This window comes from Duganella rhizosphaerae (assembly GCF_040364205.1).
GTDB lineage: Bacteria > Pseudomonadota > Gammaproteobacteria > Burkholderiales > Burkholderiaceae_D > Rugamonas > Rugamonas rhizosphaerae.
On sequence record NZ_BPWK01000012.1, the window covers coordinates 139,282 to 156,672 of the forward strand.

The window sequence follows — 17,391 nt, forward strand, 5'->3', positions numbered from 1 at the left end:
AGTAGCTATGTCGCCGAGGAGGAAACTGCGCAGGATGATGGACGCCGGCATGCTGCTGATGCTGCTGGCCGCGCCATTGCCCCCGGCCGCCGCGCAGCCGGTGGCGCTGCGGGTGGCGGCGCAGGAAGGCACGGAACCCAAGTTCATCGCGGCCGGCAAGGACCGCATCGTCGGCCTGTGCGTGGATATCTTCCGCACCATCGAGCGCATCGATCCGGGCCTGATCTTCGTCGGCGACCAGCAGTGGATGCCGCTGATACGCGCCTATCACGAAGTGGCCACGCATCAGCACGACGCGCTGTGCGCGGTCCAGCGTACCGAGCAGCGCGAGCGCCAGTATGTGTATCTCGATCCGCCGCTGTTTCCCATCAACTACATGCTGCTGGTGCGCGCCAACGACGACGTGGTGATCAACAACTGGGACGACGTGCGCAAGCTGGGCAAGAACGGCGTGGTGCTGGCCAACCGCGGCTATGCCACCACCGATTTCCTGATCGCGCAGGGCGGCTTGCAGATCAACGCCAGCGCCACCAGCCCGGCCATGAATGTGCAAAAGCTGCTGGCCGGCCGGGCACGCTTTTTCCTGCACCGTTCGCCGGGTTTGGAGGGCTTCCTCGCGCGCGCAGGCGCGTCCGGCAAGGTCAAGATACTGCCGCAGGTGATGTCCACCGCGCAGCTGCACATGGTGATGGGCCGGCATGTCGACCCCGGCGTGGTGGCCCGCGTGCGGCGCGCGCTGGAGCAGATGGAAAAAACCGGCGAGCTGGCGCGCCTGCTGAAGAAGTGGGACCAGTGAACCGCGACTAGTCGCCCAGCATGCGGGCGTTGCCGGAAACGCGGATCGAACTGCCGGCCTGTTTGGAAATCTCCACCCGCAGATGGCAGGGCGCGCCCATGTCCTCGCCCTGGACGATGTCGATGGCGCCGCCGTGCGGCCAGTCGAGGTCGCGCAGATAGCCGCCCAGCGCGGCCGCCGCGGCGCCGGTGGCCGGGTCTTCGTAGACGCCGCCGGAGGCGAACGGATTGCGCGCGTGGAAGCGCTGCATGGTTTCCGCGTGCACCAGCGAAATCGTCGCCAGGCCGTGGTCGCGCATCAGGCTGCGGCCGTCCGCCAGCTGGTAGCGCATCGCCCGCAGTTGCTCGCGGCTGGCCAGCGCCAGCACCAGGTGGTTGGCGCCGCCGTTGGCGATGGCCGGCGGGATGCGGTCGTCCAGGTCGGCAAGGCGGTAGCCGAACAGCGCCAGCGCGGCCGTCACCAGGGCGGCCGGGGCCGGCGCGCTGGCGGTGGCCGGCGACTGCAGCGCGGCGCTGCCCTGCCCGCCCTTGCTCTGCGCCTCGACCGTGACGCGGGCGTGGTTGGTGGTCAGCGGGAAGATGCCGTCGCCGTTCTGCTGCGCCAGCACCGCGCCCAGCGCGATGGTGGCGTGGCCGCAGAACGGCACTTCGCCGTCCGGCGAGAAATAGCGCACCCGCCAGCCGTCGCCGGTGGGCGCGGCAAACACGGTTTCCGAATACCCCATCTCGGCGGCGATGCGCTGCATGGCCCCCTCGTCCGGCAGCGCCGAACGGATCATGACGCCGGCCGGATTACCGCCCAGTTCGCCTGCGGTGAAGGCTGCGACTTTATGGATCTTGGTGATGGTCTGCATAGATGGCTACTCCACGGGTTGGATGGATACTTGATTGACAGCAATGGGAGATTTGGTCACTATCGTCGCTTCACCGACATTACAGCGACCTCGTCATGACTATACCGCGACTTTCCATTTTTGCCATGTTGATTTCGGCCGGCCTGGCCGGCGGCGCCGCCGCATATGCAGCCCCGGCCGCCGACGCCGCCGCCAAACACGCGATCACCCACGAAGACGTGTGGCTGATGAAGCGGGTCGGGGCGCCGCTGCCCAGCCCGGACGGCAAGTGGGCCGTGTTCCCGGTCACCGATCCGGCCTACGACAGCAAGGAGCAATGGTCGGACCTGTGGATCAAATCGCTGACCGACGACACGCCGGCGCGCCGCCTGACCTTCAGCAAGGGCGGCGAGAGCGGCGCCGTCTGGTCGCCGGACGGCCGGCAGCTGGTGTTCGTGGCCAAGCGCGACGGCGACGACGCCGCCCAGCTGTATCGCATCGACGTCGCGGCCGGCGGCGAGGCGCAGCGCCTGACCACGCTGACCCTGGGCGCGCGCCAGCCGAAGTACAGCCCGGACGGACGGCAGCTGCTGTTCGTCAGCGATATCTATCCCGGCAACGCCAGCGAGGCCGACGTCAAGCAAAGCGCCAAGGAACGCAAGGACCGCAAGTACACCGCGCGCGCCTACGAAACCTTCCCGCCGCGCTTCTTCGACAAGTGGCTCGACGATAAGAAAGTGCGGCTGTTCGTGATGGACGCCGAAGTCGGCGCCAAGCCACGCGACCTGCTGTCCGGCAGCAAGCTGGCGGCGCTGCCGGGCTTTGGCGGCGGCCAGGGCGACGAGGGCCAGTCGCTGGACGCGATCTGGTCGCAGGACGGCAAGGCCGTGGTGTTCTCGGCCTCGACCAACCGCGACGAAGCGGCGCGCGCCTCCGGCTACACGCAGATCTTCAGCGTGGCGGCGGCCGGCGGCGAGCCGCAGCAACTGACCCGGGACAAGCACAGCTACCACGGCCTGAAATTCAGCGCCGACGGCAAGACGCTGTTCACGCTGACCGAGGCCGAGGAGGAAGGCAAGGTCTACGACGTCAGCCGCCTGGCCAGCTTCGCCTGGCCGCTGAGCAATCCGACGCCGAAAATATTGACGGCCACGCTGGACCGCTCGATCTCGCGCTTTGCGCTGCCGGCCGGCGGCAACCGCATCGTGTTCAGCTACGAGCACGCCGGCCTGGAACAACTGCATTCGATCAACTACGCCGGCGGCGACCTGCGCGACGAGGCGTCGCCGCCGACCGGCAGCATCGGTTCGCTGGCGGCCGGCGGCAAGGCGGTGGTGGGCGTGTGGGAATCGTCCATCAACCCGCCCGAGGTGTACGCCTTCGGCAACGGCGCGCCCAAGCGCCTGACCTCGTTCAACACCGAGCGCGCGGCCGGCATCGACTGGCAGGCGCCCGAGCATTTCTGGTTCAAGGCCAGCGACGGCCGCATGATCCACAACATGATCGTCAAGCCCGCCAATTTCGATCCGGCCAAAAAATATCCGCTGTTCGCGGTGATCCACGGCGGCGCGGCCAATATGTGGCGCGACCAGTTCGTAATCCGCTGGAACTACCACCTGCTGGCGCAGCCGGGCTATGTGGTGCTGCTGACCGACTACAAGGGGTCGACCGGCTACGGCGAAGAATTCGCGCGCGCGATCCAGGGCGATCCGCTCAAGGGTCCGGGCGACGAGCTCAACGAAGCGGTCGACGAAGCGGTCAAGAAATACAACTACGTCGACGGCAGCAGGCTGGCGGCCGGCGGCGCCAGCTACGGCGGCCACCTGGCCAACTGGCTGCAGGCGACCACCACGCGCTACAAGGCGTTCGTGTCGCACGCCGGCGAGATGGACCTGGTGATGCAGTGGGGCAGCAGCGACAGCATCCACGGCCGCGAAGTCAACAGCGGCGGCCCGGTGTGGGGCGACAAGGCGGTGTGGCGCGAGCAGAGCCCGGTGATGCAGGCGGGGAATCACGACAAGGGCACCGGCTTCACCACGCCGATCCTGATTTCGGTGGGCGAGCTCGATTACCGGGTGCCGGCCAACAACGCGCTGATGAATTACGCGACCCAGCACCGCCTGAACGTGCCGGCCAAGCTGCTGGTGTTCCCGGACGAGAATCATTGGATCCTGAAAGGCGATAACAGCCGCTACTTCTACAGCGAAGTGCACGGCTGGCTGGCCAGGTACCTGAAGTAAAACCGGCGGCCCATCAAAAAAGCCCCGCCTGCCCGAACGCGCTCTGGAGCGCGCCCGGTGCAGGCGGGGCTTTTTAACGCCTGCTAGATCAGGCTTGCTTGCGGCGGCGGGCCACGCCCACCAGCGCCAGGCCGGCCAGCATCATGGCGTAGGTTTCTGGTTCCGGCACGGCGGTCACCGAGTTGATCCAGCCGATATGCGAGTACGTCGCGGTGGAGCCGGACAGATCGCCGAAGCTGGAGTGGTTGTTGGTGGAGTTGTCGCAGCCAGCCAGACCGAAGTCAGGGCAGGCTTCGCTGCCCTGCCAGCCCCACGAGTGCACGCCCGACAGCAGCCATTCCTTGCCGTTCCAGACGAAGTCGCCACCGCCCGAATCGCCGCCGGCGATCAGCGCTTCATCGGCGCCGCGGCCGGTGCTGCTGCTCCACTGGTTGCCGGTCACGCCAGCGATACGGCCCAGCGTGTTGCGTGCTGCGGTGCCGTCGTCGAAGTCGCTCATGTAGGTCGCGCCCGGAGCGTAGTAGCTGGCGTCGTAGGCATAAACGCCTGCATCGCCGGCTGCCTTGTTGAATGTCTTGCTGTCGACGTCGAAGGTGTTGAAGCCGTAGTGGCCGTAGCCGCCATCGTTCCAGTTGGTGGCGCTGTTGGTGGTGGACTTCTGGGTGGTGCCGTAGCCGGCCATCAGGTAGTCCTTGCCGACGTCGTTGGTCGTGCTCAGGTTGTAGCCTTTGATGCCGGTGACAGCGGTGTCCAGCTTCAGGATCGCGATGTCAGCGCCGGTATCGAGCGCGCCGGTCCATGCCTTGTTCACGTAGGCGTTGCCGACGGAAACATTGCGGGTCACGGCGGCGTGGCCGTTATCCCAGCCGAACTGCACGGTCATCTTGCTGAAGTCATCGGCGCAGTGTGCGGCGGTCAGCACGTATTGGCCACCTGCCAGCAGCGAACCGGAGCAAGCCCAGTTGCCCTCGGAATTGCTGAAGCTCAGACGGGCGACGCCGTCCAGCGCGCCGACCACGCCGTTGAAGCTCTGGCCGGCGGTGAAACGCCAGTTGCTCACGGCTGAGGTATTGCCGGTCAGCGGTTCCAGCATTGCGACATCGCTGGTCTTGGCGTTCGACGCGTGAGCTGCGCCGGTGGCCATCAGGGCTGCGGCCAGGGCGACGAGTTTGAATTTTGGAGTATCGAAGATCATGAAAACTATCCTTACTATTTTGGTTTCTTGTGGAAAGATTTATAGCCCTGAATTACAACCGCCAGCCATCATCACCGAAGTGCATCCCAGATGACTGTGGTCGGAAAAGCAATATAACATTGTTCTTTTATGCACGATTGTTGTTGTTGGAATATTTATTTTTACACCACTTTCTTGATATTTGTTACGATTTGTGACAGCTATTGCAGAGCTTGTCTGAATCTAGTTGAAACTTATGCCACTGTTGTTGACGCCGCTCAACGCTTTGACTTTCAGATCGATGGCGACAAGGCGCCAAAGCCATGTAGCATGGCTTTCCATCAACAAATCAAGGGGACAGGGATGACGATTGCAAACTGGTGTGTTTTGGCGGCCTGCATGCTGCCGGCCGCGACAGTGGGGCTGGCGAAGCTCGCCTCAGCCAAGCTACCGTCCGGCGGCGGACGCTACGACAACAAGCAGCCGCGCACGTGGGCGGCCGGCCTGACCGGCTGGCAGGCGCGCGCCAATGCGGCGCAGATGAATGGATTCGAGATCTTGCCGCTGTTCATCGCGGCGGTGGTGCTGGCGCAGCAGGCTCACGCCGACCAGGCGCGCATCGACCTGCTGGCGCTGGGTTTTATCGGCCTGCGGCTGGTCTACATCGGCCTCTACCTGGCCAATGTCGACGCGCTGCGCACGCTGGCGTGGTTCGCGGGCGTGGGCGTCAGCATCGCGCTGCTGGCGATGGGCTGACGCCCTCCCCTCAGGCGGCCTCGGCCGGCGCGGCCGCGCTGGCGGCCGCGGCCACAGCCGGCTTGCGGATCAGCAGGATGATGCCGGCCGCCACCAGGCAGGCGGCGCCGGCGGCAAACAGCGCCGGGTTGTAGGTCAACATCAGGGTGCGCACGCGGCCGGCGCCATACGCGGCCACGGCGGCGCCCAGCTGGTGGCCGGCGAACACCCAGCCGAACACCATGCCGGCCTTTTCCTTGCCGAAGGTGGCGCCGGCCAGCCGCACCGTCGGCGGCACGGTGGCGATCCAGTCCAGGCCGTAGAACATGGCGAACAGCGACAGGCCGTACAGCGTGAATTCCGAATACGGCAGCCAGAACAGCGACAGCCCGCGCAAGCCGTAGTACATGAACAGCAGCTTGCGGTTGTCGTAGCGGTCCGACAGCCAGCCGGAGGCGATGGTGCCGACCAGGTCGAAGGCGCCCATCATCGCCAGCACCGAGGCGGCCGGCACCGCCGACAGGCCGGCGTCGCCGCACAGCGAGATGAAGTGGGTCTGGATCAGGCCGTTGGTGCTGAGGCCGCAGATGAAGAAGGTGCAGAACAGGATCCAGAACACGCGCTGATTGGCGACCCCGGCCAGCACCTTGAACGGCGTGGCGAAGGTGATCCGCATCGGCGGGGCCGGCGGCGCGACCGGCGTGCCGGCAGGCGCGCCATACGGCGCCAGGCCCACTTCGTTGGGACGGTTGCGCATGAACAGCAACACCAGCACCGCCACCAGCGCGCAGGCCAGCAGCACCGGGATCACCGCCGTGCGCCAGCCGTAGTGCTCGATCAACCAGGCGCCGATCGGCAGGAACACCAGCTGGCCGGTGGCCGAGGCGGCCGTCAGCATGCCCACCACCAGGCCGCGGTGGGTGTCGAACCAGCGGGTCGAGACCACGGCGCTGAGCACCAGCGCGGTCATGCCGGAACCGACGCCGAGCATGATGCCCCAGAACAGCACCAGCTGCCAGAACTGCGTCATCTGCGTGGCCAGCGCCAGGCCGCTGGCGACCAGCGTCAGCGCGGTGACGACGACATTGCGCAGGCCGAAACGTTCCATCAGGATGGCGGCGAACGGCCCCATCAACCCGAACAGCACGAAGCGCACCGCCAGCGCCGACGAGATCTGCTCGACGTCCCAGCCGAATTCCTTCGACAGCGGTTGCAGCAGCGCGCCCGGCAGGCCCAGCGCGGCCGACGAGCTGAGTCCGGTGAGGAAGGTGATGGCGACGATCACCCAGGAAAAGTGCAGGCCGCGGCGTTGCAGCCAGCGGGAAAACGGTAGGGCGAACATGACGGTCCTCGCGTGGTCGGTGCGCGCGGAAGGCACGCTTGCAAGCACTTTACATTATGATCGTAATGAATACAAGCAAAAAAAGGGACCGCAGGCCGGCGGTCCCTGGCGGCCCGGAGGCCGGCGGGGGACAACTTACTTGATGCGCAGCGAGCTCTGCACTTTGTTCACGCCCTTGACGTTGCGGGCCACGTCGACAGCCTTGTCCACCTCAGCCTGCGAGGGCACGAAGCCGCTCAGCATGACGGTGCCGTTGGTGGTTTCCACATGCACGTCCAGCGACTTCAGTGCGGGCTCGGCCAGCAGTTCGGTCTTGACCTTGGTGGTGATCACGGAATCGGCCACGGTGTCCTTGGCCATCGAGCTCTTCTGCTTGGTTTCGCAGGATGCCTTGTCGGCGCCGCTCATGGTGCTGCAATCGATGCCGGTCTGGGCCACGTCGGCCATTTTCTTGCCGGCCTTGGCGTCATTGATGGCGGCGACATGCATGGACTTGGCGCTGCCCAGGCAGCTGTCCTTGTCGGCGCCGGTCATCGGTGCGCATTTGGCCTTGGCCAGGTTGTAGTCAGCGTCCGCCACTTCGGTCAGGGCTTTCTGCACCGACCGCTTGTCGTTCTTGTACTGCATCGTGGCGTTGGCCTCGCTGTTGGCGCGGGCCACCTTGGCCTGGTCGACGCAGATATCCTTGGACGTGCCCGATTGCGCATCGCAAGCCGCCTTGGCGCTCTTGTAGTCGATCTCGGCCTGCTTGACCGTGGCCTTGTACGCCACCGTATCGTTGTTGGGAGTGGTGGCGGCGAAACTAGCGCTGGCGGCCGTGGCCATGACGAAGAGAAGTACTTTGTTCATGATGTGTCCCTTTTTGGTGGTTAGTGGACACATTAGACGCCCGCCCGCGCCCCTGCTCTGTGCGGGAACGTACACAGTTATGGAATTGGCTGCGGGGATTATTCGTCGCGCAGCAAGCCCTGGCGCCACAGGCTGGCGGCCTGCTCGAACAAGGGCTGGCCGGCGCTGAACGCGGCGCCGGTGGGCGCCAGTTGCAGCCAGGCCAGCGTGCCGTGCGAACCGGCGGCGGACGTGGCGGACGCCGGTTGACGCACCTGCCGCATCCAGGCGGCGACGGCGGCGTATTGTTGCGGATGGCGGCGCTGGGTCCAGGCCAGCGCGACCAGGTCGGCAAAGCCCTCCTCGCGGCGGGTCAGGCGCAGCGCCTGGGCTTGCTCCGGCGCCGACTGGGCGGATTCTTCAAAGCCGGCCGGCAACACATGCCACACGCCTTGCGCATAGCGCCAGCAGTGGCCGATCTCGTGCGCCACCATGGCTTCGATCATCAGCGCCTGCTGCTCGGCGGGCACGCCGGCGAGCACGTCTTCAGCGTTGGGATTGCCGCGCATCGACAGCACCAACTTGCAGCGGCCGTTCTGGAAGCCCAGCGCCAGCGGCACATCGGTGGGTCGGGCCTGCGGTTGCACGGTGATATCGATCGGCAGCTTGAGTTCCTGCTTGGCGTAGCCCAGCACGGCGGAACCGGCGGTGAGCCAGCGGGTTTCCATATCGGTCAACTGGGCGGCGGAGGCCAGGCTGGCGGACGACAGGAGCAACAGGAATAAGGTGCGCTTGATCATGGTGATCAAACTGTAGCACGCAGCGGGCAATATTAATTGCCATCAGGCAGGTTCTACAACAGATTATTTCTACGTAGAAAAAGAGGAATCATTGAGGTTTTGAAACGGCCGGGGGTCAAGTCTGACATTCGGACACGGCCTCTGCCGTAGCGGCCGCTACGACAGAGGCCGTGTCCGAATGTCAGACTTGACCCCCGTGGTTTATTTGCCCAGCAGCGTGTTGGCGGTCTTGAATTCAGGACGGATGTCGTTCGGCACCGTCTTCATCTTGTCCAGCGCCTTTTGCACGTCGGGACGGATCACCACGTACTTGGCCATCATGTCCTTGGCGCGGGCATAGTCGCCGGTCGCCTCGATGGTCAGGAACTCGCGGTCCAGGTCGATCACGGCCTGCTTGATCTTCTTGTAGTCCACCGCGAACGTGCCGTCGCCGTGCGAGATGAAGCCGCCCTTGTCGAGGATGTAGTTCATCTGGATCGCCATGCCGCGCGCGTGCGAGTCGGTCAGGCCGAAGTGCAGCGTGCGGAAGGCCGAGGCCAGGAAGGTGGTGTACAGCTTGCGCTCGGCCACGGCGCCCTGTCCCAGCGTGCCGGCCAGCTGCCCCTTGTCCATCATGTAGGCCAGCGCGTACAGGCCGGTGATGTCAGCCTTGGCTTCCTCGATGGTCGAGTAGGCTTCCTTCAGGTCCTGGCGCGGCGTCGATTCGGCGCCGTTGTTCTTGGTGATGTGCGGTCCCAGGCCGTGCGTGATTTCATGCGCCAGGATGTGGGTGAAGAAGGAGTCGAAGTCGACGTCCTTCTGGTCGGCCGGCTTCAGCACCAGCTTGGAGATCGGCGTCAGCGTGGACTTGAATTTGGCTTGCTGCACGTTCTTCAGCATCACGCGCTTGGAGCCGCGCTGGCTGATGATGCGCTCGTCGTTCGGCAGGTTGTAGGCGGCCGTCTGCACGCCCATGTTGCCGTCGCCGGCGCCGTACACCTGGTTGACCACCACCATCGGCGCCAGCGCGCCGACTTTCGGGTTGCGGTACTTGGCGTCCAGCGGCAGGTTGTCTTCCAGCTCCTGCATGTGCTTGGCGAAGAAGTCCAGCTTCTGCGTTTCCTTCTGGTCGCGGATGTTGACGTAGGCTTCGAACGCGGCCTTGTAGCCGAACAGCTCGTCGTTATAGGTTTCGTAGGGGCCGATGGTGATGTCGACCGGCGCGTCCAGATCCATCCAGGCGAAGTCGGAGGCCAGGTAGTCGTTGCTCAGGAAGGCGTCGGCGCGCAGTTGCAGGAACTTCTTCAGCGAGGCGTTGTCCGTGTCGGCGGCCGCTTGCTTCAACAGCGCGGCGGCCTTCTCCAGCTCCGGCTTGTACTCGTCCGAGTATTTGACGATGGTGAACTGGCCCGCAACGTTCTTGCGGATGGTGGTGAAGAACCATTGCGCCTGCTCTTTGTCCTTGGCAGGCAGCGCGTTCATCCAGCTTTCCAGCGCTTGCTTGGTCGCGCCTTCGGGATAGAAGTTTCCAGCTTCCGGCTTCTTGGCCGGGATCGCGATGCCGGACAGTTCGGCCGGCAGGAAGCTTTGATGGTCGTCCAGGATCGACCACGGGCCCTTGTTGAGCCAGAAGTAGTTCAGGCGCGCCTTGCCCAGCGGCGTTTGATCCTTCTGCAGCGCGGACCACAGCGCCTCGTTGCCGGACCAGCGCTGGCGCAGTTGCAGCACATCGATGATCTTGGCCGCTTCGATCAGCTTGGCGATGGCCTTCTTGTCGCCGGCCGAGAGCTGGCTGGTGTCGGCGGTCAGGGCGACCGGCGCGAAACGCTTGGTCATCTTGTCCAGATCGGTCACGCTGGCCGGTGCGGCGTAAGCGGAGGCGCAGGCAACAGCCAGGGCCAGAGGGAGCAGTATTTTTTTCATTCGAACCTCAGGGTGGAGTGAGATCCGCATTGTAGTACAACGGATACCACTCCCTCACCTCTACCAGGCCCGATATACCCGTCCCGTTTCAGCGCCGTCGACGCTGCGGGCGTAGGACAAGGCGGCGCGGCTGCCCTGGATCGGCTCGAAGCCGGTGAACAGGCTGCCGAACAAATGCACCGACTCCTGCAACACCGTCGGGCTGACGGCATTGATGCGCAAGCCGCGCGGCAGCTCGATCGCGGCGGCCCGCACAAAGCCCTGCACCGCCGCATTGGCCGTCGATGCCGCCACCGCGCCGCGGATCGGATGCTCGGTGTCGACGCCGCTGGTCAGCGTGATCGAACCGCCGTCGTTGAGGAACTCCTGCGCCACCAGCGCCACGTTGACCTGCCCCATCAACTTGCCGTTCAGGCCCACGTAAAAATGCTCCGGCGTCAGCTCGGCCAGCGGCCCCACATGCAGCGCGCCCGCAGCCACCACCACCGCGTCGACGCGCCCGACCTTGGCGAACAAAGCCCGTACCTGCGCGATGTCCTCGATATCGACCTGATGCTGCCCGCCGCGCGCGCCAACCACCACGATCTCATGGCGCTGCCCCAGCTGCTCGACCACGGCGCTGCCGATGGTCCCGGTGCCACCGATCACCAGCACCTTCATGACGATGCTCCCCAGGCGCGGTAGACCTGCCCGGTCTGCGCGCCATCGACGCTGCGCGCATACGCCAGCGCCACACGGTGCGCAGGCAGCGGCTCGAAGCCGATGAAGAACGGGCCGTAACTGCCCATCGATTCCTCCAGCACGGTCGGGCTGACGGCATTGATGCGCAAGCCGCGCGGCAGCTCGATCGCGGCCGCCCTCGCAAAGCCCTCGACGGCGGAGTTGACCATGGTGGCGCTGACGCCGTTGCGGATCGGCTCATCGGCGACGATGCCGCTGGTGAGCGTGATCGAACCGCCGTCGTTCAGGTATTCCTGCGCCACCAGCGCCACGTTGACCTGCCCCATCAACTTGCTGTTCAGGCCCACATAGAAATGCTCCGGCGTGAAGCCGGCCAGCGGCGCGAAATGCAGCGAGCCGGCCGCCACCACCACCGCATCCACGCGGCCGATCTTGGCGAACAGGGCGCGCACCTGCGCGATGTCGGCGATATCCGCCTGATACTGGCCGCTGGAGGCGCCGACCGTGACGATCTCGTGCCGCTGGCCCAGTTGCTCGACGACTGCCTTGCCGACCGTGCCGGCCGCACCTATGACGACTACTTTCATGCTGCTCTCCCTGTGAGTGAAAACACCAGTATCGGCCACAACGCCCCAGGAATAAATACGCTAAGATGACGATCATTACTAACCCACGATTGGCAATCACATGGACAAGCTGCGCAGCATGGAGATCTTCGTCGCCGTCGTCGACGCCGGCAATTTCACGGCCGCCGCCAGCGCCTTCCAGCTGTCGCCGGTCATGGTCGGCAAACACATCGCCCACCTGGAGGCCACGCTGGGCGCGCGCCTGCTGACGCGCACCACGCGCCGCCAGAGCCTGACGGAGATCGGCGCCCAGTACGTCGACCAGTGCCGCGCCATCCTGGCGCAGATCGCCGCCGCCGAAACCGGCGCCGAGGCGATGCGCAGCGTGCCGCGCGGCCGGCTGCGCATCACCGCGCCGGTCTCCTTCGGCAGCGAATGGCTGGCGCCCGCGATCAGCGACTACCTGCGCCTGCATCCGGAAGTGGGCGTGGACCTGACCCTCAACGACCGTCTGGTCGACATGGTGGAGGAAGGCTACGACGCCGCCGTGCGCATCGGTCCCCTGGACGATTCCGGCATGATCGCGCGCCCGCTGTTCAACTACGCGATGTCGATCTGCGCCTCGCCGGCCTATCTGAAAAAACGCGGCACGCCGCTCACGCCGGACGACCTGGCGCGGCACGAATGCCTGGACTTCATGGTGGGGACGGTGGGGGTGAGTTGGCGCCTGCAATCGGTACACCAGGTACAGCACGGGCGCGGCAAGCGTGAACTGCCGGCCAGCCGCTTCCGCACCAACAGCGGCCAGGCGCTGCGCATGGCCGCGCTCAAGGATTTCGGGATCGTGATGCAGGCCGAGGTGCTGCTGGCGCAGGACATCGCCGCCGGACGGCTGGTGCCCGTGCTATGCGACTACCTGCCGCCGGCGCGGCCGATGCACCTGGTTTACCAGCGCGACCGCCGGGCCACGCCCAAGCTGACCACCTTCATCGACTTCATCGTGGAACGCTTCGGGCCAGCGGCAGCACTGCCGCTGGCCTCTTCCGCGTAGGGACAACGCCCGGCGTTGCACCGGGCGTTCAAAGAAAATTACTGCGCCAGCGGCTTGATCGCGCCGTTCTGCGCCACCGTCGCCAGCTGCGCCGACGGCTGCCAGCCCGCGCCCAAGGCGCGCGCCACCGACACCGCCGCCAGCAGGCGCTGGGTGTTGATCTGCACCGCCGCACGGTCGGCCGCCAGCGCGCTGCGCTGCGCATCGGTCACGTCCAGGTAGGTCGACACGCCACGCTCGTAGCGTGCACGCGCCACCAGGTAGCCGCGCGCCGCCGCCACTTGCGAGGCCGACTGCGCCTCGCCCTGCAACTGGCGCTCCTGCACATCCGACAGCGCGTCCTCCACTTCACGCAGGGCCGTCAGCAGCTTGGTCTCGTGGTTGGCGATCGCCTCTTCATAACGGGCTTTCGAAATGGCCAGGTTGGCCTTGTTGCGGCCACCGTCGAAGATCGGCAGCGACAGCGCCAAAGGACCGATGCTGAACTGGCGCGAACCGCCCTTGCCCAGTTCCTTCAAGCTCTCCGACGCGTAGCCGAAATTGCTGGTCAGCGTCAGCGAAGGATAGAACGCGCCTTCGGCCACGCCGATCTGCGCGTTGGTCGAACGCAGGTTGGCCACGCTGCCCGCCAGGTCCGGACGCTGCGCCAGCAGGCTGGCCGGCAGGCCGACCGGGATCGCCGGCGGCTGCGGCAGCACGGCGGCATTCGCTTTCGGCGCCGTCAGCAGCGCCGACGGCGAAGCGCCGACCAGCGTCGCCAAACTGTGTTCCAGCAGGTTGCGCTGACGCTGCACTTCATGCAGGTCGGCTTGCGCGTTGGCGCGTTCGATGCGGGCGCGCGATACGTCCAGCTCATTCGACAGGCCGGCGTTGAAGCGCGCCGTCACCAGCTCCTCGGTTTCGCGGCGGGTGTCCAGCGCGCCGTTCAGGATCGCCATCTCGGCGTCCAGGCCGCGCAGTTGCCAGTAGGTGGTGGCCAGTTGCGACGACAGCAGCAACAGCACGCCGTCGCGGTCGGCCTCGGCCACCAATGCCTGCGCATCGGAGGCTTCGACCAGGCGGCGCACGCGACCCAGCAGGTCGACTTCATACGACAGCGAAGCGCCCACCGCGTAGTTGTTACCCTTGATCGAACGGCCGCCCAACGCCAGACCCTGCGAAGTCTCGGCCGAGGTGCGCGAGTTCGACACCGAAGTGCTGACGCTCAGCGACGGCTGCTGGCTCGAACGCGACACGCCGGCTTGCTCCAGCGCGATCACCAGCCGCTGCGCGGCGGCCTTGATGCTCGGGTTGTCGCGCAGCGCGGTTTGCTCAAGACGGTTCAGGGTGTCGTCGTTGAACACGGTCCACCATTGCGCAGGCAGGTGCGCCTCGCTGGCGCCGGCTTGCGGCAGGTGGCGGAACGACGCGTCGGCGACGTTCTTCGGCGCGGAGAAATCGCTGCCGACGGTGGCGCAGCCGGTGACGGCCAGCGTTACGGAAACAGCGAGCGTCAGGCGCTTCAAAGCTGAATTCAACATGGTGTTACCTCACTTTTAATTTAATTGAAGGCTGGCGCTTAGTGCGCGCCGCCACCGCCACTGGAAGGGGCTTTGACTTTGTCCGAGAACCACAGCACGCCGATGCATCCGAACAGCACCATCGCGACCAGGAAGAAGCCGTCGTTGTAGGCCATCACATAAGCCTCGCGCCGCACGATGCCGTCGATCGCCTTGAGCGCCATGTCGCCGGCGCTGGTGGCGTCGAAGCCCTTGCTCATGAACGACTGCGTCAGCGCGGCCAGGCGGTCCTGCGTGGCGGCCGCGAAGCCGGTCACCGATTCGCCGATGCGCTGCGAGTGGAAATGCTCGCGCGAAGTCAGCGCGGTGGCCAGCAGCGCGATACCGATCGAACCGCCCAGGTTGCGGGTCATGTTGATCAGGCTCGATGCCGACGGCATGTCCTTCGGCGAGATGCCGTTCATCGCGAAGTTCGACAGGGTCAGCATCACGAACGGCTGGCCCAGCGCCCGCACCACCTGCGACAGCAGCAGCTGGTCGTAGCCGGTGGTAGCGTCCATGTAGGCGTTCATCAGGCAGGAGCCGCCGAACAGCAGCAGGCCGAAGGAACACAGGATACGATTGTCGATCTTGGACGACAGCTTGGCCACGAACGGCATGATGAACAGCTGCGGCAGGCCGACCCACATGATGACTTCACCGATCTGCATCGGCGAGTAGCCGGCGATCTGGCCCAGGTACAGCGGCAGCAGGAACGACGAACCGTACAGCCCCATGCCCATCGCCATCGACAGCGCGGTGGCGGCGAAGAAGTTGCGCTGACCGTACAGGCCCAGGTTGACAAAGGGTTGCTTGCGCGTCGCCCCCGTCACCATCCAGCCCAGCAGGCCGATGATCGCCATCGCCGCGAAGGTGATGATGAAGGACGAATCGAACCAGTCCTTGCTGTTGCCCTCTTCCAGGAAGATGGTCAGGCTGCCCAGGCCCAGCGCCATGAAGGCGATGCCCAGCCAGTCGGCGTTGAACAGCTGGTTGAGCTGGACCTTTTCCTTGTCCAGGCCGATCGCGATACCGCCGATCAGCAGCACGCCCGGCACCCAGTTGATGTAGAAGATCGACGGCCAGCCATACAGCTCGCTCAGGTAGCCGCCGAAGGTCGGGCCCATCGCCGGCGCCAGCGTCGCCGTCAGGCCGAAGATGGCCATGCCGGTGGCGCGCTTGGACGGCGGCAGCTTGCTCATCACCAGCGTCATCGCCATCGGGATCAGCGCGCCGCCGGTGAAGCCTTGCAGCATGCGGAACACGATCATGCTCGGCAGGTTCCAGGCGAAGCCGCACAGCGTGGAGAAGCACAGGAACAGCGCGGTGGTGCCCATCATGTAGGCGCGCATGCCGAACACGCGGGTCAGCAGCGCGGTCATCGGAATGACGATGATCTCCGCCACCAGGTAGGCGGTGGCGATCCACGAGCCCTCTTCCTGCGTGGCCGACAAGGTGCCGAGGATGTCCTTCAGCGACGAGTTGGTGATCTGGATGTCGAGCACCGCCATGAAGGCGCCCAGCATGCCGGCGGCCACCGCCATCCAGGTGCGGCCGGAGACCTTCTCGCCCGGCATGATCGGCGCGAGCGCAGGTTTCCCCACGCCGCCGGCCGGCGTATCGATTGTGGTGCTAGCCATGACAGGGCTCCTTAGTGCGCGGCTTTGGCTTCGGATTGCGCAGTCGACTGCGCAGTCGACTGATTAACCGCGACTTCGGCGATCGCCGACATGCCCGGCACCAGACGGCCGCTCAGGGCCTTGACGTCTTCCGGCTTGAAGGTGATCTTGACCGGCACGCGCTGGACGATCTTGGTGAAGTTACCGGTGGCGTTATCGGCCGGCAGCAGCGCGAACTGGGCGCCGGAGGCTGGCGCGAAGCTGTCGACTTTGCCGATCAGTTCATGGCCCGGGATCGCGTCGATGGAGACTTTGACTTCCTGGCCCGGCTTCAGGTCGGCCAGCTGGGTTTCCTTGAAGTTGGCGGTCAGCCAGACGTTTTCCTGCACGATGGCGGTCAGCTGCTGGCCGGCCGTCACGCGCTGGCCCACCTCGATGCTGCGCTTGCCGATACGGCCGCCGACCGGCGCCAGGATGCGGTTGTAGGCCAGTTGCTGCTGGGCGTCCTTCAATTGCACGCGCAGCACGTTGACCTGCGCCTTGAGCACGTCGCGCGCCGAATGGGCGGCGCTGATCTGGGCCTTGGCGGCAAGGGCGTTGTCCTTGCGGGCGGCCAGGTCGGCCACGGCGCTGGCGCGGCCGGCGACGGCGCTGTCCAGCTCCGCTTTCGAGACGGCCTTCATCTGGCTGTTATACAGCTGGCCGTAACGTTCGGCGTCCTGCTTGGCGCGCACCAGCTGCGCTTCCGACTGCGCCACCTGGGCGGCGGCGGCGCTGGCCTGGGCTTGGGTCTGGGCGATCTGCGCGTCGGACTGCGCCACCTGCTGCTCGGCGGTGGCGATCTGCGCCTGGATCTGCTCGACCTTGACGTGCTGGTCGAACGGATCCAGCTCGGCGATGACATCGCCTTCCTTGACGATCTGGTTATCGTCGATCAGCACCTTGGTGACCACGCCGGAAATGCGGGCCGAGACCGGATGCACGTGGCCGGCCACATAGGCGTTTTCCGTCTCGACGAAATAATGGCTGCGATACCACATGCGGCCGCCGGCGGCCAAGGCGGCCAGCGCGACGACGGCGGCGATCACCAGCACGCGGGTATTGGACTTGGCCGGGCCGGCCGGCGCAGCGGCGGCGGCCGGCGCCGCAGGCTGGGCAGCCGGTACGGCGCTGAGCACTTTTTGTTCTTGGTTGTGCTGAGTGGACATGTGCAGCTCCAAATAAATGAAATGGGAGAAGTGCATTATTAGCCCGATTTTCGGCAAAGTCAAGAAATGAAACGATTGC

The 17,391-nt window shown here is 65.6% G+C and carries 15 protein-coding genes; 4 read left to right on the forward strand and 11 right to left on the reverse strand.

Annotation, left to right across the window (positions count from 1 at the left end; all coding sequences use genetic code 11):
* Positions 1–7 precede the first annotated feature (7 nt).
* Positions 8–796: a substrate-binding periplasmic protein gene (locus tag RUGAMON1_RS23270; RefSeq protein ID WP_445232763.1), complete on the forward strand. Its 789-nt coding sequence runs from the start codon at positions 8–10 to the stop codon at positions 794–796.
* Positions 797–803: 7 nt separating this feature from the next.
* On the opposite strand, the gene RUGAMON1_RS23275 is transcribed toward RUGAMON1_RS23270, so the two are convergent.
* Complete coding sequence (locus tag RUGAMON1_RS23275) at positions 804–1,649, reverse strand: PhzF family protein (RefSeq protein ID WP_445232764.1); 846 nt, start codon at positions 1,647–1,649, stop codon at positions 804–806.
* Positions 1,650–1,774: 125 nt separating this feature from the next.
* Between RUGAMON1_RS23275 and RUGAMON1_RS23280 the strand changes: the two genes are divergently transcribed.
* A complete protein-coding gene (locus tag RUGAMON1_RS23280; RefSeq protein WP_445232765.1) occupies positions 1,775–3,868 on the forward strand; it encodes a prolyl oligopeptidase family serine peptidase in 2,094 nt (697 codons plus the stop codon).
* An 88-nt stretch (positions 3,869–3,956) separates the two neighbouring features.
* Here the strand turns inward: RUGAMON1_RS23280 and RUGAMON1_RS23285 are convergent, their stop codons facing one another.
* The gene (locus RUGAMON1_RS23285) at positions 3,957–5,063 is read right to left on the reverse strand and encodes an FxDxF family PEP-CTERM protein (RefSeq protein ID WP_445232766.1); all 1,107 of its coding nucleotides are present in this window, start codon (positions 5,061–5,063) and stop codon (positions 3,957–3,959) included.
* 342 nt (positions 5,064–5,405) lie between these two features.
* Between RUGAMON1_RS23285 and RUGAMON1_RS23290 the strand changes: the two genes are divergently transcribed.
* Positions 5,406–5,798, forward strand: a complete 393-nt coding sequence (locus RUGAMON1_RS23290; protein WP_445232767.1) for an MAPEG family protein — start codon at positions 5,406–5,408, stop codon at positions 5,796–5,798.
* Between the two features lie 10 nt (positions 5,799–5,808).
* Here the strand turns inward: RUGAMON1_RS23290 and RUGAMON1_RS23295 are convergent, their stop codons facing one another.
* The 6 genes from RUGAMON1_RS23295 to RUGAMON1_RS23320 form a co-directional block, all read right to left on the reverse strand.
* Positions 5,809–7,119, reverse strand: coding sequence for an MFS transporter (locus RUGAMON1_RS23295; protein WP_445232768.1), 1,311 nt, complete (start codon positions 7,117–7,119; stop codon positions 5,809–5,811).
* 135 nt (positions 7,120–7,254) lie between these two features.
* Positions 7,255–7,968, reverse strand: a complete 714-nt coding sequence (locus RUGAMON1_RS23300; protein WP_445232769.1) for a BON domain-containing protein — start codon at positions 7,966–7,968, stop codon at positions 7,255–7,257.
* 98 nt (positions 7,969–8,066) lie between these two features.
* Positions 8,067–8,747, reverse strand: coding sequence for a DUF2268 domain-containing putative Zn-dependent protease (locus tag RUGAMON1_RS23305; RefSeq protein ID WP_445232770.1), 681 nt, complete (start codon positions 8,745–8,747; stop codon positions 8,067–8,069).
* Positions 8,748–8,948: 201 nt separating this feature from the next.
* The gene (locus tag RUGAMON1_RS23310) at positions 8,949–10,649 is read right to left on the reverse strand and encodes a DUF8614 domain-containing protein (RefSeq protein ID WP_445232771.1); all 1,701 of its coding nucleotides are present in this window, start codon (positions 10,647–10,649) and stop codon (positions 8,949–8,951) included.
* A 60-nt stretch (positions 10,650–10,709) separates the two neighbouring features.
* Positions 10,710–11,309 (reverse strand): short chain dehydrogenase, encoded by a 600-nt coding sequence (locus tag RUGAMON1_RS23315; protein ID WP_445232772.1) that lies wholly within the window; start codon positions 11,307–11,309, stop codon positions 10,710–10,712.
* Entirely contained in the window at positions 11,306–11,917 is a 612-nt protein-coding gene (locus tag RUGAMON1_RS23320; protein WP_445232773.1) for a short chain dehydrogenase, read from the reverse strand. The genes RUGAMON1_RS23315 and RUGAMON1_RS23320 overlap by 4 nt, the downstream gene beginning before the upstream one ends.
* 100 nt (positions 11,918–12,017) lie before the next feature.
* Here RUGAMON1_RS23320 and RUGAMON1_RS23325 point away from each other — a divergent pair, with 100 nt between their 5' ends.
* Positions 12,018–12,947 carry a LysR family transcriptional regulator gene (locus RUGAMON1_RS23325; protein WP_445232774.1) on the forward strand — a complete coding sequence of 310 codons (930 nt, stop codon included), beginning with the start codon at positions 12,018–12,020 and terminating at the stop codon, positions 12,945–12,947.
* 38 nt (positions 12,948–12,985) lie between these two features.
* On the opposite strand, the gene RUGAMON1_RS23330 is transcribed toward RUGAMON1_RS23325, so the two are convergent.
* The 3 genes from RUGAMON1_RS23330 to RUGAMON1_RS23340 are packed head-to-tail and all read right to left on the reverse strand — an operon-like array spanning position 12,986 to position 17,312.
* Positions 12,986–14,467: an efflux transporter outer membrane subunit gene (locus RUGAMON1_RS23330; protein WP_445232775.1), complete on the reverse strand. Its 1,482-nt coding sequence runs from the start codon at positions 14,465–14,467 to the stop codon at positions 12,986–12,988.
* A gap of 38 nt (positions 14,468–14,505) precedes the next feature.
* Positions 14,506–16,125: a DHA2 family efflux MFS transporter permease subunit gene (locus RUGAMON1_RS23335; protein ID WP_445232776.1), complete on the reverse strand. Its 1,620-nt coding sequence runs from the start codon at positions 16,123–16,125 to the stop codon at positions 14,506–14,508.
* 11 nt (positions 16,126–16,136) lie between these two features.
* A complete protein-coding gene (locus RUGAMON1_RS23340) occupies positions 16,137–17,312 on the reverse strand; it encodes an HlyD family secretion protein (protein ID WP_445232777.1) in 1,176 nt (391 codons plus the stop codon).
* Positions 17,313–17,391: the final 79 nt, after the last annotated feature.